General features: G+C 66.3%; 25 protein-coding genes. 12 read left to right on the top strand and 13 right to left on the bottom strand.

Annotated features, from left to right (window positions below):
* Window positions 1–27 precede the first annotated feature (27 nt).
* Window positions 28–915, bottom strand: a complete 888-nt coding sequence (locus N0B28_RS11945; RefSeq protein WP_088515079.1) for a LysR family transcriptional regulator — start codon at window positions 913–915, stop codon at window positions 28–30.
* A gap of 114 nt (window positions 916–1,029) precedes the next feature.
* Here N0B28_RS11945 and N0B28_RS26280 point away from each other — a divergent pair, with 114 nt between their 5' ends.
* The 3 genes from N0B28_RS26280 to N0B28_RS11935 are packed head-to-tail and all read left to right on the top strand — an operon-like array spanning window position 1,030 to window position 2,635.
* Window positions 1,030–1,521 carry an MFS transporter gene (locus N0B28_RS26280; protein WP_345799356.1) on the top strand — a complete coding sequence of 164 codons (492 nt, stop codon included), beginning with the start codon at window positions 1,030–1,032 and terminating at the stop codon, window positions 1,519–1,521.
* Window positions 1,521–2,258 carry an MFS transporter gene (locus N0B28_RS26275; protein ID WP_345799355.1) on the top strand — a complete coding sequence of 246 codons (738 nt, stop codon included), beginning with the start codon at window positions 1,521–1,523 and terminating at the stop codon, window positions 2,256–2,258. Before N0B28_RS26280 ends, N0B28_RS26275 begins: the two co-directional genes overlap by 1 nt.
* 5 nt (window positions 2,259–2,263) lie before the next feature.
* The gene (locus N0B28_RS11935) at window positions 2,264–2,635 is read left to right on the top strand and encodes a DUF4440 domain-containing protein (RefSeq protein ID WP_123753074.1); all 372 of its coding nucleotides are present in this window, start codon (window positions 2,264–2,266) and stop codon (window positions 2,633–2,635) included.
* A 78-nt stretch (window positions 2,636–2,713) separates the two neighbouring features.
* On the opposite strand, the gene N0B28_RS11930 is transcribed toward N0B28_RS11935, so the two are convergent.
* Genes N0B28_RS11930 through N0B28_RS11920 form a run of 3 tightly spaced genes read right to left on the bottom strand, consistent with a single transcriptional unit; the run spans window position 2,714 to window position 4,680 of the window.
* Window positions 2,714–3,559 (bottom strand): Ku protein, encoded by an 846-nt coding sequence (locus N0B28_RS11930; RefSeq protein WP_275731897.1) that lies wholly within the window; start codon window positions 3,557–3,559, stop codon window positions 2,714–2,716.
* A 14-nt stretch (window positions 3,560–3,573) separates the two neighbouring features.
* Entirely contained in the window at window positions 3,574–4,482 is a 909-nt protein-coding gene (locus N0B28_RS11925; RefSeq protein WP_043860037.1) for an SDR family oxidoreductase, read from the bottom strand.
* A 27-nt stretch (window positions 4,483–4,509) separates the two neighbouring features.
* Window positions 4,510–4,680 (bottom strand): metallothionein, encoded by a 171-nt coding sequence (locus N0B28_RS11920; protein WP_043860038.1) that lies wholly within the window; start codon window positions 4,678–4,680, stop codon window positions 4,510–4,512.
* 189 nt (window positions 4,681–4,869) lie between these two features.
* Here N0B28_RS11920 and N0B28_RS11915 point away from each other — a divergent pair, with 189 nt between their 5' ends.
* On the top strand, window positions 4,870–5,484 hold the full coding sequence (locus N0B28_RS11915) for a Yip1 family protein (protein ID WP_043860039.1): 615 nt from the start codon (window positions 4,870–4,872) through the stop codon (window positions 5,482–5,484).
* A 15-nt stretch (window positions 5,485–5,499) separates the two neighbouring features.
* Here the strand turns inward: N0B28_RS11915 and N0B28_RS11910 are convergent, their stop codons facing one another.
* From N0B28_RS11910 to N0B28_RS11900, 3 genes are all read right to left on the bottom strand, one after another.
* Window positions 5,500–5,763 carry a DUF1652 domain-containing protein gene (locus N0B28_RS11910; RefSeq protein WP_043860040.1) on the bottom strand — a complete coding sequence of 88 codons (264 nt, stop codon included), beginning with the start codon at window positions 5,761–5,763 and terminating at the stop codon, window positions 5,500–5,502.
* Window positions 5,764–5,890: 127 nt separating this feature from the next.
* The gene (locus N0B28_RS11905) at window positions 5,891–6,844 is read right to left on the bottom strand and encodes a class I SAM-dependent methyltransferase (RefSeq protein ID WP_043860041.1); all 954 of its coding nucleotides are present in this window, start codon (window positions 6,842–6,844) and stop codon (window positions 5,891–5,893) included.
* An 11-nt stretch (window positions 6,845–6,855) separates the two neighbouring features.
* Entirely contained in the window at window positions 6,856–8,196 is a 1,341-nt protein-coding gene (locus tag N0B28_RS11900; RefSeq protein WP_100632708.1) for an iron-containing redox enzyme family protein, read from the bottom strand.
* 217 nt (window positions 8,197–8,413) lie between these two features.
* Between N0B28_RS11900 and N0B28_RS11895 the strand changes: the two genes are divergently transcribed.
* From N0B28_RS11895 to N0B28_RS11885, 3 genes are all read left to right on the top strand, one after another.
* A complete protein-coding gene (locus N0B28_RS11895) occupies window positions 8,414–8,584 on the top strand; it encodes a KGG domain-containing protein (protein WP_078481227.1) in 171 nt (56 codons plus the stop codon).
* 49 nt (window positions 8,585–8,633) lie between these two features.
* The gene (locus N0B28_RS11890; protein ID WP_043860043.1) at window positions 8,634–9,194 is read left to right on the top strand and encodes an ATP-dependent Clp protease proteolytic subunit; all 561 of its coding nucleotides are present in this window, start codon (window positions 8,634–8,636) and stop codon (window positions 9,192–9,194) included.
* Between the two features lie 104 nt (window positions 9,195–9,298).
* The gene (locus N0B28_RS11885; RefSeq protein WP_043860044.1) at window positions 9,299–9,526 is read left to right on the top strand and encodes a DUF6555 family protein; all 228 of its coding nucleotides are present in this window, start codon (window positions 9,299–9,301) and stop codon (window positions 9,524–9,526) included.
* A 54-nt stretch (window positions 9,527–9,580) separates the two neighbouring features.
* Here the strand turns inward: N0B28_RS11885 and N0B28_RS11880 are convergent, their stop codons facing one another.
* The 5 genes from N0B28_RS11880 to N0B28_RS11860 all read right to left on the bottom strand — a co-directional run bounded on the left by N0B28_RS11880 (window position 9,581) and on the right by N0B28_RS11860 (window position 14,305).
* Window positions 9,581–10,276, bottom strand: a complete 696-nt coding sequence (locus tag N0B28_RS11880; RefSeq protein ID WP_275731895.1) for a glutathione S-transferase N-terminal domain-containing protein — start codon at window positions 10,274–10,276, stop codon at window positions 9,581–9,583.
* Complete coding sequence (locus N0B28_RS11875) at window positions 10,269–10,805, bottom strand: N-acetyltransferase (RefSeq protein WP_043860046.1); 537 nt, start codon at window positions 10,803–10,805, stop codon at window positions 10,269–10,271. Before N0B28_RS11875 ends, N0B28_RS11880 begins: the two co-directional genes overlap by 8 nt.
* Window positions 10,806–10,880: 75 nt before the next feature.
* Entirely contained in the window at window positions 10,881–11,363 is a 483-nt protein-coding gene (locus N0B28_RS11870; protein WP_275731894.1) for a DUF934 domain-containing protein, read from the bottom strand.
* Entirely contained in the window at window positions 11,351–13,033 is a 1,683-nt protein-coding gene (locus tag N0B28_RS11865) for a nitrite/sulfite reductase (RefSeq protein ID WP_100632707.1), read from the bottom strand. Before N0B28_RS11865 ends, N0B28_RS11870 begins: the two co-directional genes overlap by 13 nt.
* Before the next feature lie 195 nt (window positions 13,034–13,228).
* Window positions 13,229–14,305 carry a sigma-54 dependent transcriptional regulator gene (locus N0B28_RS11860; RefSeq protein WP_043860049.1) on the bottom strand — a complete coding sequence of 359 codons (1,077 nt, stop codon included), beginning with the start codon at window positions 14,303–14,305 and terminating at the stop codon, window positions 13,229–13,231.
* Between the two features lie 300 nt (window positions 14,306–14,605).
* Here N0B28_RS11860 and N0B28_RS11855 point away from each other — a divergent pair, with 300 nt between their 5' ends.
* Genes N0B28_RS11855 through N0B28_RS11845 form a run of 3 tightly spaced genes read left to right on the top strand, consistent with a single transcriptional unit; the run spans window position 14,606 to window position 18,619 of the window.
* On the top strand, window positions 14,606–15,829 hold the full coding sequence (locus N0B28_RS11855) for a lipase family protein (RefSeq protein WP_236176215.1): 1,224 nt from the start codon (window positions 14,606–14,608) through the stop codon (window positions 15,827–15,829).
* A 15-nt stretch (window positions 15,830–15,844) separates the two neighbouring features.
* Window positions 15,845–17,041 carry an LLM class flavin-dependent oxidoreductase gene (locus N0B28_RS11850; RefSeq protein ID WP_054914431.1) on the top strand — a complete coding sequence of 399 codons (1,197 nt, stop codon included), beginning with the start codon at window positions 15,845–15,847 and terminating at the stop codon, window positions 17,039–17,041.
* Between the two features lie 3 nt (window positions 17,042–17,044).
* The gene (locus N0B28_RS11845; protein ID WP_275731893.1) at window positions 17,045–18,619 is read left to right on the top strand and encodes an ABC transporter substrate-binding protein; all 1,575 of its coding nucleotides are present in this window, start codon (window positions 17,045–17,047) and stop codon (window positions 18,617–18,619) included.
* Between the two features lie 118 nt (window positions 18,620–18,737).
* On the opposite strand, the gene hpaA is transcribed toward N0B28_RS11845, so the two are convergent.
* On the bottom strand, window positions 18,738–19,640 hold the full coding sequence (gene hpaA / locus N0B28_RS11840; protein WP_043860076.1) for a 4-hydroxyphenylacetate catabolism regulatory protein HpaA: 903 nt from the start codon (window positions 19,638–19,640) through the stop codon (window positions 18,738–18,740).
* A 152-nt stretch (window positions 19,641–19,792) separates the two neighbouring features.
* Between hpaA and N0B28_RS11835 the strand changes: the two genes are divergently transcribed.
* Window positions 19,793–20,464 carry a fumarylacetoacetate hydrolase family protein gene (locus N0B28_RS11835; RefSeq protein ID WP_043860075.1) on the top strand — a complete coding sequence of 224 codons (672 nt, stop codon included), beginning with the start codon at window positions 19,793–19,795 and terminating at the stop codon, window positions 20,462–20,464.
* Window positions 20,464–21,237, top strand: coding sequence for a fumarylacetoacetate hydrolase family protein (locus tag N0B28_RS11830; RefSeq protein ID WP_054914429.1), 774 nt, complete (start codon window positions 20,464–20,466; stop codon window positions 21,235–21,237). Before N0B28_RS11835 ends, N0B28_RS11830 begins: the two co-directional genes overlap by 1 nt.

The raw sequence follows: 21,237 nt of genomic DNA, 5'->3' as shown, positions 1-21,237 counted from the left end.
CGCGCCCTTCGCCGGCAACGCCGGCGCCTACATGCCGTTCACATACCCCTTGAGAAAGTCGATCCAGGCCCGCACCTTGCGCGGCACGTGGTTGCTGGCCGGGTACAGCGCGTACACGCTCTGCTCGGCAAAGCGATACCCCGGCAATGCATCCAGCAGACGCCCGGTACGCAGGTCGTCCTCGATCAACCAGGCCGGCAGCAGCGCCACGCCCAGCCCCTGCAAGGCGAACGAACGCAGGATCGAGGCATTGTCCGCCACCATCACCGCCCGGCCCGATGGCTCGTACACCGCCGCCTCCCCCCTCTGATCGAGCAACGCCCAACCGGCCTGGCGCTCGAAACGCCCATGCACCAGCCTGGGCAAGGCGTTCACCTGGGCAAGCGTCGCCCCTGGCACGCCCACGCCCGGCGCCATCACCAGGTGCACTGCATAGGTCTCCAGGCACACCCCGCGGTAGCCTGAATCCTGCGCCTGACCCAACCGGATGGCCACGTCGAAGCGCTCCTGAACCAGGTCCGCATGGCTGGTGTGGGTTTCCAGCCGCACGTTGAGCAACGGGTGCTCGCGCATGAACAGCTGCAAGGCCGGCGCCACCACGCGCAAACCGTACTCCACCGTGGAGGTGACCCGCAGGCTGCCCTGCAACCCGCCATGCTCGGCACGCGCCTGCTCGATGGCCAACCGCGCCTGCTCCAGCACCAGCAGGCACTGACGGTAGAAGCCCTCGCCGGCATCGGTCAACGCCACCCGGCGCGTGGTGCGGATCAGCAGGGTCACGCCCAGCTGCGCCTCCAGCTGCTTGATACCGAAGCTGACCGCGGCGCGGGTCTGGCACAGGCGTGTGGCCGCCGCCGTGAACGACCCCGCCTCCACCACGGCGCAAAACAGCTCGAAACGGTCCAGGCTGACCATGCAAAGGCCCCTTTATTGTCAAAATAATTCGACCAATCTGGCAGTATTGCGGGGCTTATTCAATCATAAGCACCGCCCTACACTGCGCCCATCGTTCTCCAGCGGCGCCCCGTCATGCCTTTTCGCAGCAAAGTCAGCCTGATCTTCCTGATGGGTTTTGCCCTCGACCTGCTCAACCTGTTCGTGCTCAACAGCGCCTACCCCGCCCTGCAGCGCCAGCTCGGCGCCTCGGTCACGCAGCTGGGCTGGGTCGGCAACGCCTACATGCTCGGCCTGACCCTGATCATCCCGCTGGGTAACGGGCTGGCGCAGCGCATCGGCGAGCGCGCCACCCTGCTGCTGTCGCTGGCCCTGTTCGGCCTGGGCTGCGCCCTGGCAGGCTCGGCCCGGAGCATCGAGGCACTGATCGGCTGGCGCCTGCTGCAGGGCCTGGGTGGCGGCCTGCTGATCCCGGTGGGCCAGGCGCTGGCCTACCGCGCCTGCCCCGCCAGCGAGCGCGCCGGCCTCACCTCGCGGGTGATGATGGTGGCCCTGCTGGTGCCGGCGCTGTCGCCGGCACTGGGCGGGCTGATGGCCGACCAGGGCGACTGGCGCTGGGCGGGCTGATGGCCGACCAGGGCGACTGGCGCTGGGTGTTCTTCGCCCTGCTTGCGCCCACCCTGGCGTGCGCCGCGCTGGTGCTGGCCTGGCTGCCCGGCGGTCGGCCCCAGCCCAGCGCACGGCCGGCCCTGGACCTGCGCCTGTTGCGCCAGCCACTGCTGCACACCGCCATGCTCATCTACCTGTGCGTACCGGGCGTGTTCATGGGGATCAACCTGGTGGCGGCGCTGTACCTGCAAGGCACGCTGGGCCTGAGCGCCACTGCCACCGGCGGGCTGATGCTGCCGTGGGCCGCCGGTGCGCTGGCGGCGATCGCCCTGAGCCGGTGGCGCTTCAACGCACTGGGCCCACGCCCGCTGCTGCTGGCCGGCATGGGCATTCAAAGCCTGGCGGTGCTGGCGTTGGCCAGCCCCTGGCTGGTCGCCCACCCCGGTTGGCTGGTGCTGCTGTATGCGCTGCTGGGCCTGGGCAGCAGCCTGTGCAGCAGCACCGCGCAGACGGCGGCGTTCGTGGCGATCCCCGAGGCGGCCATGGGCGCGGCCAGTGCGCTGTGGAGCCTGAACCGGCAGTTGAGTTTCTTTTTCGGGGTGGCGTTGCTCGGCGCAGTGCTCGACTGGCGATTGCCGGAGCCTACAGCCTACGCGCAAGCGCTGGCGCTGGGCGCCGCGCTGACCTTGCTGCCCTTGCCCTGGGTGCTGCGCCTGCCGGGCGCCCGGGCCCTGTTTGTTCAACCTGTGGAGTGAGTGCAATGCCAGAGCGTAATGCGGGGTTTGAAGAGGTGCTGGAGGCGCATGTGCAGATCCGCCAGTGGCTGGCCGGCGAGGCACGGCCGCCGTTGCTGGAGCGCTTTGCCGAGGGGTTCTCGATGTTCACGCTCAAGGGCACGGTGCTCGACAAGGCGCAGCTGGAGGTTTTTTTTGCCCAGGCCTATGGCTCGCGGCCTGGCCTGCGCATCGAGATCGATGAGATGCACGACGTGGCGCCGGGGGTGGTGACCTATCGCGAGCATCAGCAGGATGACAGCGGCCAGACCACGCTGCGCTGGTCGACGGTGGTGTTCGATGGGCAGGGCAAGTGGCTGCATTTGCAGGAGACCGCGGTAACGCCGCAGCCTGTGTAGGAGCCAGCCTTGCTGGCGAAGCCAACACCGCAAAAGCCCGACAGCCCGCAGTGTGACCTTCGCCGGCAACGCCGGCTCCTACCGCGAAGGTGCGGCCTTCTTGGCCGGTGCCTTCCTGGCCGGCGCCTTCTTGCCCCCACCCAGGCTGCGCTTGAGCAGCTCGGTGAGGTCGATGATGTCCGCACCCTTGCCCGCTGCCTGGTCTTCGGGTGCCTCCACGGTGGCGATCTTGCCCTGGCTGGCCTTCTCTTCCACCAGCGCCATGATGGTGTCCTTGAAGTCGTTGTGGTACTCCTGCGGCGTCCAGTGCCCGGCCATGTCCTCCACCAGACGCTTGGCCATCTGCAGCTCCTTCTTGTCCACCGTGGCCGCGCTCACGCTCTTGTCCAGCTCCAGCCCTTCGAGCCCGCGGACCTCATCGGGCCAGCGCAGGGTGATCATCACCAGGGCGTCCTCCAGCGGGCGCAGCAGCGCCAGGTGCTGCTGGGTATGCAGCACCACCTTGGCCAGCGCCACCTTGCCGGTGCTCTCCAGGGTCTGGCGCAGCAGCGCATAGACCTTGCCACCGCGCTTGTCCGGCGCCAGGTAGTACGGCGTGTCGAAGTGCTGCAGCGGGATCTCGTCACTGCCCACGAACGAGAAGATATCGATGGTCTGGGTGGCCTCGGGCCGCGCCTTGCGGATCTCGTCCTCGCTGATCACCACATAGCGGCCCTTCTCGAACGCCACGCCCTTGACGATATGCTCCTTGTCGATCTCCTTGCCGGTGACCTTGTTCACCCGCTTGTAGCCCACCGGGTCCATGCTGCGCTTGTCGAGCCAGTCGAAATCGACCCGGTCGCTGCTGACCGCCGTGGTCAGCGACACCGGGATATGCACCAGCCCGAAACTGATCGCGCCCTTCCAGATCGCCCTGCTGGCCATGCTCGTCTCCTCGCCTAAGGCAATGGGTTGCCACCGGTCACGCCAAACACTTCACCGGTGATGTAACTGGATTCCTGCGACGCCAGCAGCACGTACAACGGCGCACACTCGGCCGGCTGGCCGGGGCGCTTCATCGGCGTGTGCCCGCCGAAGTCGGGGATCTTCTCCGGCGGCTGCCCGCCGCTGGGCTGCAGCACCGTCCAGATCGGCCCCGGTGCCACCGCGTTGACACGGATGCCGCGCTCGATCACCTGCTTGGCCAGGGCCTTGGTAAAGGCCACGATCGCCGCCTTGGTGGTGGCGTAGTCGAGCAGGGTCGCCGACGGCTGGTACGACTGGATCGATGCGGTGTTGATGATGGTGGCCCCGGCCGGCATCAGCGGCACGGCCGCCTGGCACAGCCAGAACAGCGCATACACGTTGGTCTTCATGGTGGCGTCGAACTGTTCGCTGCTGACCTGGCCCACCTGCTTGCGCGCCACCTGCTTGCCTGCCACGTTGACCAGGATGTCCAGCCCGCCCAACTGGTCGTGGGCCTGGCTGACCAGTTCGCGGCAAAAGGCCTCGTCCTTGAGGTCGCCCGGCAAGGCGATGGCACGCCGGCCCTCGGCCTCGATCAACTGGATGACTTCCTTGGCATCGCTGTGCTCGATGGGCAGGTAGTTGAGCACGATGTCCGCACCCTCGCGGGCAAAGGCGATGGCCACCGCACGGCCGATCCCGGAGTCGGCGCCCGTGATCAGCGCCTTGCGCCCCTGGAGCCGGCCAAAGCCCTGGTAGCTGTGCTCACCGTGGTCCGGCTTGGGTTGCATGCCGCTGTCCAGCCCAGGCGCCGATTGGCCCTGGGCCGGAAACGGCGGTTGCGGGTACTGGGTCAGCGGGTTGCGCATGCTGTACTGGTTGCTGGGTTTTGGCGTCGACATCGGGATCCTCCGGTACGGTTCAGTGCCTCAGTGCGTGGGGGCCTGCCTGGCGCAGCCGCAGCCACTGGCAGAACAGGGTTTGCCGGCCGGGTGATGATCGGCGCAGGCCTGACAGCAATAAGACTTGCCTTCGCGTTGCACGGGGTTGTCGCCGACCTTGCAGTTGCAGTCCGGGCAGGCACAGGTCTGTTGGTCCATGGTCTTGACTCCTGAAGGTGATGGTCGTCATCGGTGGCGCCGTTTGGCGCCCCTGCAAGAAGTGACCGGCCCGCGCGCGCAATGGTTCAAGGCAGTTGGTCCGCTTGCGGCAAAGCCGATGAAACCCTGGCCGCTTTGTGACCTCCACAGAACACGAGGGGCCCTTTCGCCCCGGTACCGGAGACCGCCATGACAAGCCACCTGGTCAAGCTGTTCACCCAACCCAACTCGGCGTGGGCCGATATTCGCCACGACGAGGAAGCCCACCCGCGTCACTACCTGTCACACCTGCTGTTGCTGGCACTAATCCCCACCGTATGCCTGTTCATCGGGATCACCTCGGTGGGCTGGAGCCTGGCCGAAAACGAGAACGTGCGCCTGAGTGCCAGCAGCGCGTTGCAGCTGTGCATCCTGCTGTTTCTGGCGATCATGGCGGGCACGGTGCTGATGGGGGCATTCATCCGCTGGATGTCGCGTACCTTCGATGCACGCCCCACCCTCAACCAGTGCATCGGCTTTGCTGCCTACACCGCCACACCGTATTTCATAGCCGGGCTGGCCGGGCTGTACCCGAGCCGTTGGCTGGCGGTCACGATACTGGGCGCGGCCACGGTGTACGCGACCTTTCTGCTGTTCACCGGTCTGCCGACCTTCATGCGCATCCGCAAGGAAGACGGCCTGCTGTACTCGGCCAGCGTGTGGGGGGTGGGGTTGCTGGTGCAGGTGACCATCCTGGTGTCGATGATCCTGTTCTGGTTCAACACCCTGCAACCGGAATACCTGCGCCCGGCCGGCCTGGGCTAGCCGGGCGCATGGGGGTCAGGCGCGGTAAAGCCTGCGCGGCTGCAGGCCCATGGTGCGGCGCTCTTCGCGGATCTGACCCACCAGGTCCGCGATGGCCCGCACGTCGGGCAAGGCGCTCAGCTGGATACCCGTGACCGTAAGCTCGGCATACTCGGCATCGGCCGGCAGGTGGATGGTCAGCGCCAATCCGTCGCTGCACGCCACTTCACAGCGCCATGGCAGAAAGGCGCCTTCTATCAGGCGACGCAGTTCCAGATCACACACTCCGTTCATTGGCATGATGCAACCCTCGATGTCTCAGGTGTAACCACTAGTAAGGGCCCCCCGGGCCCGACATTCAAATCGAAAACTCCAATACAGCCCCCGGCATCTGATTGACCGGGGCAATGAAACCGCACCGGCATGTTCAGCCGTTGCGCGTCACCGTCAGCCCCACCGCTGCAATGCGCTCGACCTGCTCGTAGCCAGGTTCGAGCAGTTGCTCGCCAAACACGTCAGGGTCCAGCTCCTGGTAGTGCCACGACCATTGCGGGGCGGTGAGCTGGGCACGGATGGCGGCAAGGAACGGGTCGTGCCCGTCGACCATCGCCACCCCGGTGTACAGCAGCAGCGTGCCGCCCTGGCTCAGGCGCCCGATTGCCTCGTTGACGATGCGCAGCGACAGGTCGGCGCCCAGGCTGCCGCCACCGTGCCGATAGGCGCGGCGGCCGGCATCGAGCATGTACGGCGGGTTGGCGACGATCAGGTCGAAGTTGCCGGTAATGCCCTGCAGTACATCGCTGTGCGCCACCGACACATTGGCCAGCCCGGCCAGGGCCACGTTGATCGCGCTCAGGCGCAGGGCGTCGGGGTTGATGTCCAGCGCGGTGACCTGGGCGTGCCGGCGTGCACGGCCGATCAGTATCGCCCCTACCCCGGCCCCGCAGCCGATATCCACCGCGTGGTTGATTTCGCTGAAGCGGCCCTGCAGGTGGCTGGCGATGAAGTGTGCGAAGCGATAGCTGTCGGGCCCGAAGAACACCGCATCGGCCTGCGTGGTGGGAAAGCCCGAATGCACGAACAGCAGGTCCTCCAGGCTCGACCAGCGCACCCGGCTGCGCCAGCAGTCGCCGTCTTCGTCGAGAATCTGTGCCACGCGCATCTGCGCCAGTTCGTCGGCCGACAGCAGCGAAGCGGTGAACGGACGGTTCCAGCCGAAAATGTCGCGCAGGGTGCGCGCCCGCGCCGCGCTCTGGCGCTCGTTGTTGCGCTGCTGGGTCAGCGGGGTGACGCAGGTGAAGCGGTAGCCGTCGGCCTGCAGGCGCCGGCCCAGTTGCAGCAGGGCCTTGTCCGCTTCAGGCTGGCAGGTGTTCAGCAGCATGGTGCACTCCTTCAGTTTAGGCCGGTGAGCTGGCGGTACATCCGCGTGGCCTGCAGGCCGCGCGGCAGTGCATGGCGGTTGCCGGCCATGGCGTCGATCAGGCGTTCGATACGGCACTGTGCGGGCAGCGCCTGCAGCTCGATGTCGAGCGCGGTGTCGTCCGAAGGCATCGAGGGTTGCAGGGCGCTGCCCTGGGTACGCTCGGGGTTGCCGGCCGGCTGCCAGTCGCCGGCAATCCAGTCATGCAGCAGCTGCTTTTCATACACGCTGAACACCCCGAACATCGCCGCGCCCGGCCCCTCGATCACCTGCCAGAAGCGGCTGAGCTGTGGGTCCTGCCCGCGCTTGATCCAGCCCTTCTGTTCCAGCACGCCAAGAAAGCCCGGCATGCTGCCCGGCTCGGCCAGCCATTGATTGACGGTGCGCCCCTGGAAGCGGCAGTAGTCTGAATGCATGTGCTGGCCGAAGGCGCGCTTGCGTTCGAGCAGCGCCACCACCTCGGCCTCCAGGTCAAAGCCTGCGATGATCGCCGCCGAGCCCTGGCCCAGATCGTTGAGCCGGTAGCCGGCGGCCACGCGCTGGTAGAAACGCCCGTCGTCCTGCTCCGGGCGCAACTGCTGCAGGGCCTGCACGGCCTTGCGTGCATGGCCGCTGCTGGCGTTGTCGATGGTGACGTGCAGGCGAAAGTACTGGGCATCCAGGCCCAGTTCGTCGAGCTCGTAGGCGCTGATCAGCAGGTGCAACGGCAGCTGCTCATAGCCCAGGTTGTAGCCGATCACCTCGGGCAGGAACATGTCGCTGTTGGCCCCCAGCGCCAGCTGCAGGCAGCCTTGCAGGTAACGCTCGTCGGGCAGCGGCACCGGCTCGTGGCAACCGGCCTCGGCCAGCAGGCGGCGATAGATCAGTACATGGTTGCAGGCCGGGTCGCCATCGCCCAGCTCTTCGAGGTAGATACGGATCAGCCCGTGATAGCGCGGGTCGGCCCAGTGTCGCAGCAGACCGTGCAGCCAGGCGCCGTCCACCGCCTTGGTGGGGGCCACATGGTGCAGAAAGTACAGCGCGTGGGCGCGAGTGCTGAAATAGCGCCGGGGCGCGCCGGCCTTGCGCCCGGCCAGGTATTCGGCGTACTCGCCGGCAACTGCGGCGGTGCGCCGGTCGGTCCACGCGTCCAGTTCGCCCGGGGTTGCCGGCAGGTCGTCCTGCAGACCCTGGGTGCGCAGCAGTTGCTCGGCCAGCCAGGCGGCACTGCCCACCAGGTCACCGCGCAGCAGCGCCTGGTAGCGGTTGAGCAGGTCGCCGGCCTGAACCTGCGCCAGGTCGGCAGTCGGGCGGGTTGCGTTCATCACGGTCATGGCCGTTGTCCTCTTGGCTGCCCCTTGCAGTCGATATGCAAGGGAATGGGCGCTGCGCTGCAAAGTTCCACAGCCCCGCCAAGCGGATGAAAAAGTCGTGCGGGCTTACCGTTCGTCTCATGCACGCAAAGATTTTAAAACTTTGCCCCGTGGCCTATCTCCACACCTATGTGAGGTCCACAAGGCTTCGCATCCCAATGACATGAGGATCAGCATCATGGACAAGAAAGAAAACTCGGGAAACTTTGCCAACGACAAGAACAAGGCGTCGGAAGCCGGCAAAAAAGGTGGGCAGGCCTCCGGAGGCGGCGCTGGCAGCCAGGGCAACAAGAAGCCTGACGCCACCAAGTCTGACACCCGCAAACCAAGTGGTGGTGGTCGTAGCTGACGCTCGAGCGACCGGCGCACCGAGGGTGCGTCGGTCTTGAGGACTCTTGATGAAGCAGTACGTCATCCACTTTCATTGCCCGATCGATCAGGGCACCACCGAGCGCTTTCGCGACCGTTGCCTGCAGGCGATCGACGAGGGGGCCAGCGCCCTGCTGCTCAACCTGTCGACCATCGGCGGCAGCACCCACCTGGGGTTCTCGATCTACAGCTTTCTCAAGTCGCTGCCGGTGCCGGTCAGCGCGGTGAATGCGGGCAACATCGAATCCATGGGCATCGTGATGTACCTGGCCGCCAGCGAACGCCTGGCCGTGCCCCACTCGCGGTTTCTGATCCACCCCATGACCTGGCACTTCAGCCAGAGCGCGGTGGACCACTCGCGTCTGCGTGAATACCTGTCGAGCCTGAACAACGACCTGGAGCGCTATGCGCGGATCTTCGAACTGGAGACCGCCCATGCCGAGCGCAAACTGGACATCATCCACTGCCTGTCGGCCGAGGAACGGGTGATCCCTGCCTACGATTCGCTGGCCTGCGGCATGGCCCACCGGCTGGAACAGGTAGTGTTCGACACCGATGCCCGCCACCTCACCGTCAGCGCCGAACACTGATGTCGAACAATCAGACTGAATTATTTGGTGGCTGGAAGGTACTTAGTTAGGCGGTATGAGTGAACACGCATCGGTCACCACGTTGAAAGGATTTTCAGGGAACCATGAACAACGCAAAACTCTTCGTCATCGACTATCAATTGCACGGCAAACAGAAGTCCTTCGTGATTCGTGCCGAGGCGATGGACAACGCCGAAGCCTGGCACTGGGCCAGCTGTGACGCCGGGGTGGGGCATATTCCGCGCTATGGGCGCGAGAAGGTAAAGAAGGTCAGCAAGCCACTGGCCGAGCGGTACGGAATCACCGAGGTGACGTGGCGCCAGAGCCACTGAGACGGCGCTGCGGTCAGCGCGGGCCAGGCCCGCGCTGACCGCAGCACAACCCGGTCAACCCGGAATCAGCAAGCCGCGCTGCACCGCCGGCCGCGCCAGAAACGCCTCCAGCACGCGTCGAACCTCGACGAACTCTTCGATCCGCACCAGATCCCCCGCTTCGTAGAAACCGATCAGGTTGCGCACCCACGGCAGCGTGGCGATGTCCGCGATGCCGTACTCGCCCATGATCCAGTCGCGCCCGTGCAGGCGCCGGTCCAGCACGCCCAGCAGGCGCCGCGCCTCGTCCACGTAGCGCTGCAGCGGGCGCTTGTCTTCATAGGCCTTGCCGGCGAACTTGTTGAAGAAGCCCACCTGGCCGAACATCGGGCCGATGCCGCCCATCTGGAACATCAGCCACTGGATCGTCTCGTAGCGCGCAGCCGGGTCTTCAGGCAGCAGCTGGCCGGTCTTCTCGGCCAGGTACAGCAGGATCGCCCCCGACTCGAACAGCCCCAGCGGCTTGCCCCCCGGCCCGTGCGGGTCGAGGATCGCGGGGATCTTGTTGTTGGCACTGAGCGAGATGAACTCGGCGCTCAGTTGATCCTCGGTGGCAAAGTCCACCTTGTGCGCCTCGTAGGCCAGGCCCGTCTCTTCGAGCATGATCGACACCTTCACCCCGTTAGGCGTGGGCAGCGAATACAGTTGCAGGCGCTCGGGGTGGCGGGCAGGCCATTTGCGGGTGATGGGGTAGGCACAAAGATCAGTCATCGGCAGCCTCTGGTTCGGCAGTGGCGCAGGCGCGCACCATCACCCAGTCACGGTGACGTTCCGGCCCGCAGACAAAAATGGCCTCGCCCACCTGGCGGAAGCCATTGCGTTGGTAAAAGCGGATCGCCCGGCTGTTGTGTTCGTTTACCGTCAGGCGGATCGCCCCGCCCACCTGGGCCAGGGTGTCCTCGAGCAGGCGCTGGGCCGCGCCCTGGCCATGGTGCTCGGGCAGCACGTAGCAGCGGCTCAGTTCCGGCAGGCCGTCTGCCGCCTCGATACCCAGCGCCTGCGCCGCCTTGTCGATCAGGGTGTAGCCCACCACCACGCCGTCATGCTCCAGCACGCGCAATTGCTTGGCGCGGCTGATCAGGTGCAGGCAGAAGTGTTCGGGCTGAAGATGGCCTCGGATATAGGCGGCAAGCGCCTTGGCCGACGAATCGGCGGGGCTTGCCAGGGCGAAGGTCTGGCTGGCGATGTCGCTGAGGGCTTCAGCATCGGCCGGCCGGGCAGTACGGGTACTGAAAAGCATGCTGCAACATCCTGTCCAACGGGCGAACCTGCATGGTAGCCCGTTCCATCACCGACGCGACAGCACCCTACGCACTCAACGTCGCCGAAACAGCGGCCTGGGCTCGATCACCGAACGCCCGTAGAGCACGCTCATGCCCTGCAGGCCCTTGAGCGCGTCGGCTGCCGACTTGTTCTCGCGCACGGCAAAACTGTCGAAACCGCACTGGCGCATGTGGCTCAGCTGGTCGCGCAGCACATCGCCGACGGCACGCAATTCGCCCTGCCAGCCCAGCCGCGTGCGCAGCAGGTAGGCCTGGCTGTAGCCACGGCCATCGCGAAACGAGGGGAAGTCGATGGCGATCAGCGGCAGCACGCCCAGCCACAGCTGCAGCGACTCGACATCGTCATCCGGCCCCAGCCACAGCCCGTGATAACCACTGGGCTGCGCCAGCCAGCGGTGCAGCGGCAAAATCAGCGCGCCCGTCGGCAGCGGCGCCTCCTGCTCGCGCAGCAACTGCCAGCTGTCGCCCTCCACAAGCTGCGCCTGCCCTTGGCGTATCGCGATCACATTGCGCATGTGGACACCTCCGGCTGCCTGGCATAGACGCGCTCCTTGAACGGCTCCAGCCCCACCCGCGCCACGGTGTCGACGAAGGGCTCGTCGAGTTCGCGGTAGGCGCAGTAGGTGGCCACGATCTGCTCGATCACGCGGGGGATCTCGGCGGCGCTGAACGACGGGCCGATCACCTTGCCCAGTGCGCTGGCCTTGCCCTGCGCCCCGCCCAGGGTCACCTGGTACCACTCGCTGCCGTTCTTGTCCACGCCCAGGATGCCGATGTTGCCGATGTGGTGGTGGCCACAGGCGTTGATGCAGCCCGAGATGTTCAGGCTCAGCTCGCCCAGGTCGTGCAGGTAGTCGAGGTCGTCGAAGCGGCTCTGGATGGCCTGGGCGATGGGGATCGACTTGGCGTTGGCCAGCGCGCAGAAGTCGCCGCCCGGGCAGGCGATGATATCGGTCAGCAGGCCGATGTTGGCGGTGCCCAGGCCCTGCTCGCAGGCCAGACGCCACAGCGGGTACAGGTCGGCCTTGCGGACATCGGGCAGGATCAGGTTCTGCTCGTGGGCGATGCGGATTTCACCGAAACCGAAGTGCTCCGACCAGTCGGCCACGTTGTCCATCTGCTCGGCGGTGAGGTCGCCGGGGGGCGCCGCCGGGCCGGGCTTGGTCGACAGCACCACGCTGGCATAGCCGGCCACCTTGTGCGGCTGCACGTTGCGCGAGACCCAGCGGGCGAAGGAGCGGTCCATGGCCAGGTGGGTGCCGTAGTCCAGGTCGCCGTCGGGCTGCGCGGCGTAGCGTGGCGGCGCGAAGCCTTCGGCCACCCGCTGGAACTCGGCTTCGGTAAGCTGCGCCGGGCCGTCCTTGATGTGTTGCCATTCCTGTTCGACTTCACGGGCAAAGGCCTCGATGCCCAGTGCCTTGACCAGGATCTTGATGCGCGCCTTGTACTTGTTGTCGCGCCGGCCATGGCGGTTGTACACCCGCAGGATGGCCTCGACGTACGACAGCAGGTGCTCCCACGGCAGGCCCTCGCGGATCTGCAGGCCCAGGATCGGCGTGCGCCCCAGGCCGCCGCCGACCATCACCCGCAGGCGCATCTGCTGGCGCCCGTCGCGGTAAAGGTACAGGCCGATGTCGTGCATCATGATCGCTGCGCGGTCCTGGCGGGCCGAGCAGATGGCGATCTTGAACTTGCGCGGCAGGAACAGGAACTCGGGGTTGATGGTCGACCACTGGCGCAGGATCTCGGCCAGCGGGCGCGGGTCGATGATCTCGTCGGCGGCGACGCCGGCGAAGGCCTCGGTGGTGATGTTGCGCACGCAGTTGCCGGAGGTCTGGATCGCATGCATGTCGACCTCGGCCAGGCGCTGCAGGATATCCGGCACCTGGGCCAGTTCGACCCAGTTGAACTGGATGTTCTGGCGCGTGGTGAAGTGGCCGTAGCCGCGGTCGTAGTCGCGCGCGATGCTGGCCAGGGTGCGCATCTGGCGGGCGCCGAGGGTGCCGTAGGGGATGGCCACGCGCAGCATGTAGGCATGCTTTTGCAGGTACAGGCCATTTTGCAGGCGCAGTGGCAGGAATTCTTCTTCGCTCAGTTCACCGGCAGTGAAGCGCTGCACCTGGTCGCGGAACTGGGCTACGCGCTCGAACACCAGTGCACGATCGTATTCGTCGTAGTGATACATGGTCGGACCTCATCAGGGAGGCCGCTACTATGGCTTCGAGGTGTACTGGGTTACAGATTCAGGTTGGGGGGATTAATGCGGATCAGTTGACCCGGTGGCGCCTGTATCGCGGGTCAAGCCCGCTCCCACAGAACGTTCACAGCCCCTCAAGTCGGTGCACAACCTGTGGGAGCGGGCTTGACCCGCGAAGGGCCCTTACAGGCCGACAGTATCGCTACGCTTGAGCTCGCCGATCTTCTCCAGCCGCGCCCGCACGATGTTGCGGCTGATGTTGAGCAGGCGCCCGGTCTGCAGCTGGTTGCCGTGGCAATAGCGGTACGCGGTGCGAAACACCGTCTCTTCGATATGCTCGTACAAATCCTCGACGTTCTGCTCGAACAGCGCCGTCAGCGCCGCCTCCAGGCTCGGCGCCTCGGGCGTCTGCAGGCGCAGCGGCTGGGCGCTCTCCTCCTGGCGGATACCCACCGAACGCATGTCCACCAGGTGCAGGTCGGCCGGCTGCACCACCTGCTGGCGGCACACCAGCAAGGCATGGTGAATGGCATTCTCCAGCTCGCGGATGTTGCCTGGCCAGCTGTGCCCCAGCAGCTTGCGCTCGCTCTCCAGGCTCAGGCTGGCGCGGCTGTAGCCCAGGCGCTGGCAATGCTCCTCGAGAAAGAACTCGGCCAGCGGCAGGATGTCGCCGGGGCGCTCGCGCAGCGGCGGCAGGCGGATGGTCGCCACGTGCAGGCGGTAGAACAGGTCTTCGCGAAAGTGCCCCGCCACCACCGCATCGGCCAGGTTGACGTTGGTGGCCGCCACCAGGCGCACGTTGATCGGGATCGGCGTGCGCGACCCCAGCCGCACCACTTCGCGCTCCTGCAGCACGCGCAGCAGCTTGACCTGCATGTTCAACGGCAGGTCGCCGATCTCGTCGAGAAACAGCGTGCCGCCATTGGCCGCCTCGAACCAGCCCGCCTTGCTGTTGGTGGCCCCGGTGAATGCGCCCTTTTCATGGCCGAACAACTCGCTCTCCACCAGGGTTTCGGCAAAGGCGCCGCAGTTGACCGCCACGAACGGTTCGCGACCGCGCCGGCTCAACTGGTGGATATGCCGCGCCACCAGTTCCTTGCCGGTGCCGGTCTCGCCGATGATCAGGGTGTTGGCCTCGCTCGGCGCCAGGCGCTCGATACGGGCCAGCAGTTCCTGGGAGCGAGGGTCCTTGAACACCAGCACGGTGGCACGAACGGATTTGGTCAGTTCCCGGGCATGGGGATGGGTAATCAGCGACATGGTGCATTCCTGGCATTGATAGCGCCGGCCCATAGTGCACGAAACAAATTAGAACAAATAATTATTAATTCATCTTTGTATATTCCAATTTCACCTATCAGAAACCACCTGCTGAGGCACTGCTGCCACAGCAGCAATCCGGCCCCGGCGGTTGCTTGCGAATCAGCAGCGCGGTGCTGTGCAGCGACTGGATAAAACCAGGAAAACCCTTTTTATTCAGCAAGTTGTGTGAACATTTCAGCATCTGGCACGGCTTTCGCTCTGCACCCGGCATCGTTGTTTTGCCCAAGGAAGCCCCTGATGAAATTCCCGCACTCCGTTGCCTTCGGCCTGAGCCTGCTCGCCCTCTCCTGCGCCGCCATGGCCGCCGACACCTACGCCCCCACGCCCGACCCGCTGCAGGGCGACGGGCGCGTTTCGGCGTTCTACCACTGGGAACAGGCGATCCCGGCCACCCCCGGCACGTTGCTGCGCAGCGAGCCGCTGGAGCAGACCCTCAGCCTGCCCGGCGCGGCCAGCCAGTTGCGCATTCTCTACAGCTCCACCGACGGCATCGACGGCAAGACCCCGATCGCGGTCTCCGGCGCGCTGTTCATTCCCCAGGGCAAGGCCCCGGCCGGCGGCTGGCCGGTGGTCACCTGGGGGCATGGCACCGTCGGCGTGGCCGACATCTGCGCGCCGTCCTGGTCGGGCCGCTCGTACCGCGACGTGCAGTACCTGGCGCGCTGGCTGAACGAGGGCTATGCCATCGTCGCCACCGACTACCAGGGCCTGGGCGTGCCCGGCGGCCACCCGCTGCTGAACAACCGCATGGCCGCCTACGGCATCCTCGATGCGGCCCGCGCCGTGGTCAGCGGGGTGCCGGGCCTGGCCAACAAGGTGCTGGTGGTCGGCCAGTCCCAGGGCGGCGCCGGGGCCTTCGCCTCTGCCGCCTATGCCCCCACCTACGCCCCGGACCTGGGCCTGAAGGGCAGCGTCGGCACCGGGGTGATCTACACCGTGGGCGCCAGCAACGTGGGTGAGCAGGACCCGAACAAGGTCGACGCGTCACTGGCCTACGGTTTCTACACCCTGCTGGCCGCGCAGCAATACGACCCGAGCATCGACCCGCGCGACTTCTACACCGACAAGGCCCTGCCACTGTTCGAACAGGCTCGCACCACCTGCCTGGCGTCGCTCACCGCCGATGTGATCGGCACCGGGCTGACCCCGGCCAACACGCGCAAGGCCAACGACGGCGCACAACTCAAGCCGTGGCTGGCGCAGGTCTCCTACCCGACGCTCAAGCTTGCGCAGCCGATCTTCATCGGCACCGGCGCCGAGGACAAGACCCCCGCTGCCGTCACCCAGGTCAGCCTGATGAAGGACGCGTGCGCTGCCGGCTCGGTGGTCGAGGGCCACCTGTACAAGGGCCTGGGCCACAGCGAGACGGTCAATGCCTCGCTCAAGGACTCGCTGCCCTTCGCGCGCAAGGTGTTCAGCGATCAGCCCGTCACCCCTATCTGCAACCCCAGCGTGCAATAAGCCAGGAGCCTGCCCATGAGCATCGAATTCTTTACCCGCCTGCCGCTGCACGGTGAAACCCAGTTCCTGCCCGGCGACCCGCGCAACCGCGGCGACTGGCATGCCGACGGCGCCAGCACCGGCGCGGTGTCGGGGTTTGCGGTCGGTGACCACTTCACCTACATCGACTACCTGGGGCAGATTGCCCGGGCCGCCGAAATCAACGGCTTCGGCGGTGCGCTGATGGTCAATGCGCCGTCCGGCGAAGAGCCCTGGACGGTGTGCTCGCTGCTGGCCCGCGAAACCCGCACGCTGAAGTTCGTCACCGCGTTCCAGCCCTACCATTACACCCCGTGGGTGGCGGTGCAGCAGGCCGCCACCTACCAGCGCGCCAGCGGCAACCGGCTGGTGTGGAACATCATCAACGGCGGCTCGGACGCCCTCCAGCGCCAGGTCGGCGACCTGGCCGAGCACGACGAGCGCTACGCCCGCGCCACCGAGTTCATGGATGTGGTCAAGGGCTACTGGCACTCGGAGCACTTCCACTACGACGGGCGCTTCTACAAGGCCGAAGGCGGCGGCCTGCGCGGGCCGCAGAAAAAGGCCGAGCTGCCGCTGATCTGCACGGCCGGCTCGTCGATTGCCGCCCGCGAGTTCGCTGCAAAGCATGCCGACTTCTACCTGATGCGCGCCGAGCACCCCGACGAGATCGCCGCGCTGATCGCCGACATCCGCCAGCGTGCGCTCACGTTCGGCCGCAGCGACATCCGCTTCGGCCTGTCGATCGACGTGATCGCCCGCGAGACCGAGGCACTGGCGCTGGCCGAAGCCAAGCGCTTTTTCGACGAGGGCGTGGCCAGGGGGGCCGCCAAGGCCAAGGCGGCCCACGAAGGGCTGCGTACCGCGCGCAAGCTCAGCTACGAGGAGGACTACCGGCCCGAGCACGACGAGCGTGGCTTCGACGATTTCTTCATCTACCCCAACGTGTGGTCGGGCTTCAGCCACATCGGCATCCCGCCGGGCCTGGCGCTGGTGGGCAGCTACGCCAACGTGGTGGCGCGCATTCGCGAGTACAACGCGCTGGGCATCGACCTGTTCTTCCTGGCCGGCTACCCGCACCTGGAAGAAGCCTACCGCCTGGGCGAGCACGTCCTGCCGCACTTTCGCGGTGAACGGCAGGCGCTGAGCCGGCCCGTGCAGGCCACCGCGCAGTTGCGCGCGGCAGGAGCCTGAGCCATGAACCCCAACCACTACAGCCGGCGCCAGTTCATCGGCCAGGGCCTGGCCATGGGCGGCGGCCTGCTGCTGGGCACCAGCCTGCTCAGCGGCTGCGGCCCGGATGAGGCCCCCGCCCCCGCCGCCGGGGTTGCCCAGCCGCGGCACGGCGGGCGCCTGCGCCTGGGTATCCTGGACGGCGGCCAGACCGGCAACCTCGACGCCCACAAGCCCATCGGCAGCGGCATCGTGCGCGGCTTTGCGCTGTACAGCAAAATGTGGGAATGGGACGAGCAGATGCAGCCGCGCCTGGCCCTGGCCGAGTTCGCCGAGGCCAGCAGCGACGCGCGCAGCTGGACCCTGCGCCTGCGCCAGGGCCTGGAATTCCACAACGCCAAGACCATCGATGCCGACGACCTGATCTTCTCGATCCGCCGCCTCACCGACCCGCAGCTGGCTTCGCCCTACGCCGCCTTGCTGCACTGGGTGGACCGCGACAACCTGGTCAAGCTCGACAACCGCACGGTGCGCCTGAGTTTCAAGGACGGCCGCAGCTTCCTGCCACTGCCGGAAACCTGGGTGAATTTCGGTGGCATCGTGCCGGTGGACTATCACCCGGTCACCAACCCGGTCGGCGCAGGGCCCTACCGGTTCAAGAGTTTCACCCCCGGCCAGCGCTCGGTGTTCAGCCGCTTCGAGAACTACTACAAGGCCGGCAGGCCGTATGCCGATGAACTGGAGATCATCGACTTCAAGGACCAGGTCTCGCGCCTGGCCGCGCTGCGTGCCGGGCAGATCGACATGGCCAACGGCATGCCCAGCGAGCAGTTGCAGGTGCTCGAGCGCGACCCGCGGCTGAACCTGGTGACGTCGATCAGCGGCAACTGGCTGTCGTTCGAAATGAACACCAGCAAGCCGCCATTCAACGACCCGCGGGTGCGCGAGGCACTGCGCCTGCTGGCCGACCGCGACGAGCTGGTGCGCCGCGCCCTCAACGGCCAGGGCCGCGTGGCCAACGACCTGTACGCCCCGTTCGACCCCACCTTCAACCACGCCCTGCCCCCGCGTGCCCATGACCCGCAGCGCGCCGCGCAACTGCTGCGCGAGGCTGGCCAGGAACACCTGCGGGTGGAACTGGTGACCACCGCCGGGCCGGCGCTGGCCTCGGCGCTGGTGCTGGCCGAGCAGGCCAGGCGCATCGGCGTGACCCTCGATGTGCGCCAGGTCGACAGCGCCACCTTCAACGGCCCGCAGCAGGACCAGTGGCTGCTGAGCACCGGCGGCACCATCGGCGCGCCGTTCCTGGCCAGCGCCATGCACACCGACGCGCCGTTCGCGGTGGCCAACAAGACCCACTTCGACGACCCGCAGTTCACCCAACTGTTTCTGCAGGCCATGGCCCAACCGGACCTGGCCAGGCGCACCGAACTGGTCCACCAGGCGCAGCAGATCCAGTACGACAAGGGCGGCCTGCTGATCTGGGGCTATGCCAACCTGCTCGATGCGTTTTCACGCAAGGTCGGCGGCGCGGCGCCGGAGCAGACGTTGTTCAGCACCTGGCGTTTTGAAAACCTGTGGTTGAACAACGCCGCCTGAGCGCTCTGAAAAGTACAAGCGCACCCCTGTAAAAGGCATTTTTCCGTTACACCGCTACCGCCATCATGGCGGCAGCGGCGCTTGCCGCGCCTAACAACAAAAACGGAAAAATGCCATGTCAGCGCACGCCCGCCTGCCGTTGGCGGTACTCGCCCGGCGTCACCTGCGCATAGCGCAGGAAAAACCGGCTGAAGTACGCCGGGTCCTTGAAGCCCAGGCTGTAACAGATCTCGTTGGCCGAACTGCCGGTGAACAGCAGCAGGCGCTTGGCTTCCTGCATCAGGCGCTCCAGGATCAGGCGCTTGGACGGCAGGTCGGCGATACGCCGGCACACGTCATTGAGCCGCGCCTCGGTCACCCCCACCCCCAGCGCATAGCGCGACAGCGGCCAGTGCTCCAGGTAATGCGCCTCGATCAGCTCGTTGAAGCGGTGGAACACCTGCAGGTCCTCATGCCGGGTCTGGCGCGCCGGCAGCGAGCGCGCGCACAGGCGCAGCAGGCTGAGCATGATCAGCCGGGTCAGGCTGTCCAGCGCCGGGCCACGGCCCACCTGCGCGGCATTGATCTCGCGGTGCAGCTCGTCGAACAGCAGCACCAGGCGTCGCGCCTCGTCGGCAAACCTTCCCTCCAGCCCGCTCAGCGCCACGCACGCCGGCGCCACCTGCGGCCCAGGCGCCAGCGCAGGGTCGGCTTCGAGCAGTTGCCATACCAGTTGCTGGCGCACGGTCAGCACGTGGCCATCGGCATCGGGCTCAGTGACGAACGAGTGCGGGATGGTCGGCGGGGTAAGGAAGAACATCGGCCCCGACTCCACGTACTGCTGGTCGTCCAGGTACACCCGCACCGTGCCGCTCTTGACGTAATGCACCTGAAAGTAGCGGTCGTGGCGGTGCACCGGCATGTTGCGGCCGAAAAAACCGGCCAGGTTGCCGAGCTTGTCGTAATGCACCTCGGCATCGCTGTACCGCTGGTCGTAGACCTGCCCGATGTTGATGTTGGGAATCGGCGTGCGTTCGTTCATGACGGGGGTTTCCTGCTGTGTTCCTGTTCTGCCGGCAGCTTAACGCCTGACACGCGCCGCTTGCCTTTCGTTAACATCTTAATTATAACGTTAACACATTAACGATTTGTCCCGCAGGGTGCTTGCCGCCCTGCCCTTGCCAGGAGAAGAGCATGAGCCGTGCCCTGCACGACGTTGCCACCGGCACCCTGTTCGGCGTTGCGCTGAACTACCAGGGGTTGCTGAACCAGCGTCTCGCCGAATTCGAACAGGCGCCGTACCAGAAGCCCCCGGTCAAGCCGGTGCTGTTCATCAAGACCCCCAACACGCGCAACCGCCATGGCGCCCCAGTGGTGTACCCGCAAGGTGTCGAACGCCTGCAGCCGGGCCCGGCGCTGGGCGTGGTGATCGGCAAGCGCGCCAGCCGCGTGAGCGTCGAACAGGCCCTGGAGCACGTGGCCGGCTACACCATCGTCAACGAGTTCAGCCTGCCCGAAGACAGCTACTACCGCCCGGCGGTCAAGGCCAAGTGCCGCGATGGTTTCTGCGTACTCGGCCCTGAGCTGGTGCCGACCGCGCAGGTGGCCGACCCGCATCAGCTGGCCATCGAGCTGTTCGTCAATGGCGAACTGCGCCAGCACAACAGCACCGCCAACCTGGTGCGCAACATCCCGCAGCTGATCGCCGAGATCAGCGAGTTCATGACCCTGCACGCAGGCGACGTGCTGATTACCGGCACCCCCGAAGGCCGCGTGGACGTGCTGCCAGGCGATCAGGTCGAGGTCCGGATCAGCGGCCTGGGCCGCCTGGCCAACCCGATCGTGGCCGAACAGGAGCAACGCTGATGAAACACGCCCGTATCCGTTACCAGGGCCAGGACCACGCCGTGACCGTGGAAGATGGCAACAACGTGCGCCTGGCCGATGGCCGCCTGCTCGCCGAGCACGAGGTGCAGTGGTTGCCGCCGGCCACCGGCAGCATGTTCGCGCTGGGCCTGAACTACGCCGACCACGCCGCCGAACTGGCCTTTGCCGCACCCACCGAGCCGCTGGCCTTCGTCAAGTCGCCCGGTACCTACACCGGCCACAACCAGGTCACCTGGCGCCCGGACAACGTCAAGTACATGCACTACGAGTGCGAGCTGGTGGCGGTGATCGGCAAGCCGGCGCGCAACGTCAGGCGCGAGGACGCGCTGCAGTACCTGGCCGGCTACACGGTGTGCAACGACTACGCGATCCGCGACTACCTGGAGAACTACTACCGCCCCAACCTGCGGGTGAAGAACCGCGACGCCACCACCCCGGTGGGCCCGTGGATGGTCGATGTGGCCGATGTGCCGGATGCGTCCAACCTCACCCTGCGCACCTGGATCAACGGTGAGCTCAAGCAGCAGGGCAGCACCCGCGACATGATCTTCGACATCCCCTACCTGATCGAATACCTGTCCAGCTTCATGACCCTGCAACCGGGCGACATGATCGCCACCGGCACCCCCGAAGGCCTGGCCGACGTGGTGCCGGGTGATGAAGTGGTGGTGGAAGTGGAAGGTGTCGGCCGCCTGGTCAACCGCATTGTCAGCGAAGCCGAGTTCTTCGCGCTGAACCCGCAAGAGGCATGA

Source organism: Pseudomonas sp. SD17-1 (genome assembly GCF_029201585.1).
GTDB classification, from domain to species: domain Bacteria; phylum Pseudomonadota; class Gammaproteobacteria; order Pseudomonadales; family Pseudomonadaceae; genus Aquipseudomonas; species Aquipseudomonas palmensis.
The sequence above is the reverse complement of the archived record's forward strand: the minus strand, read 5'-3'. Positions and strand labels throughout refer to the sequence as shown.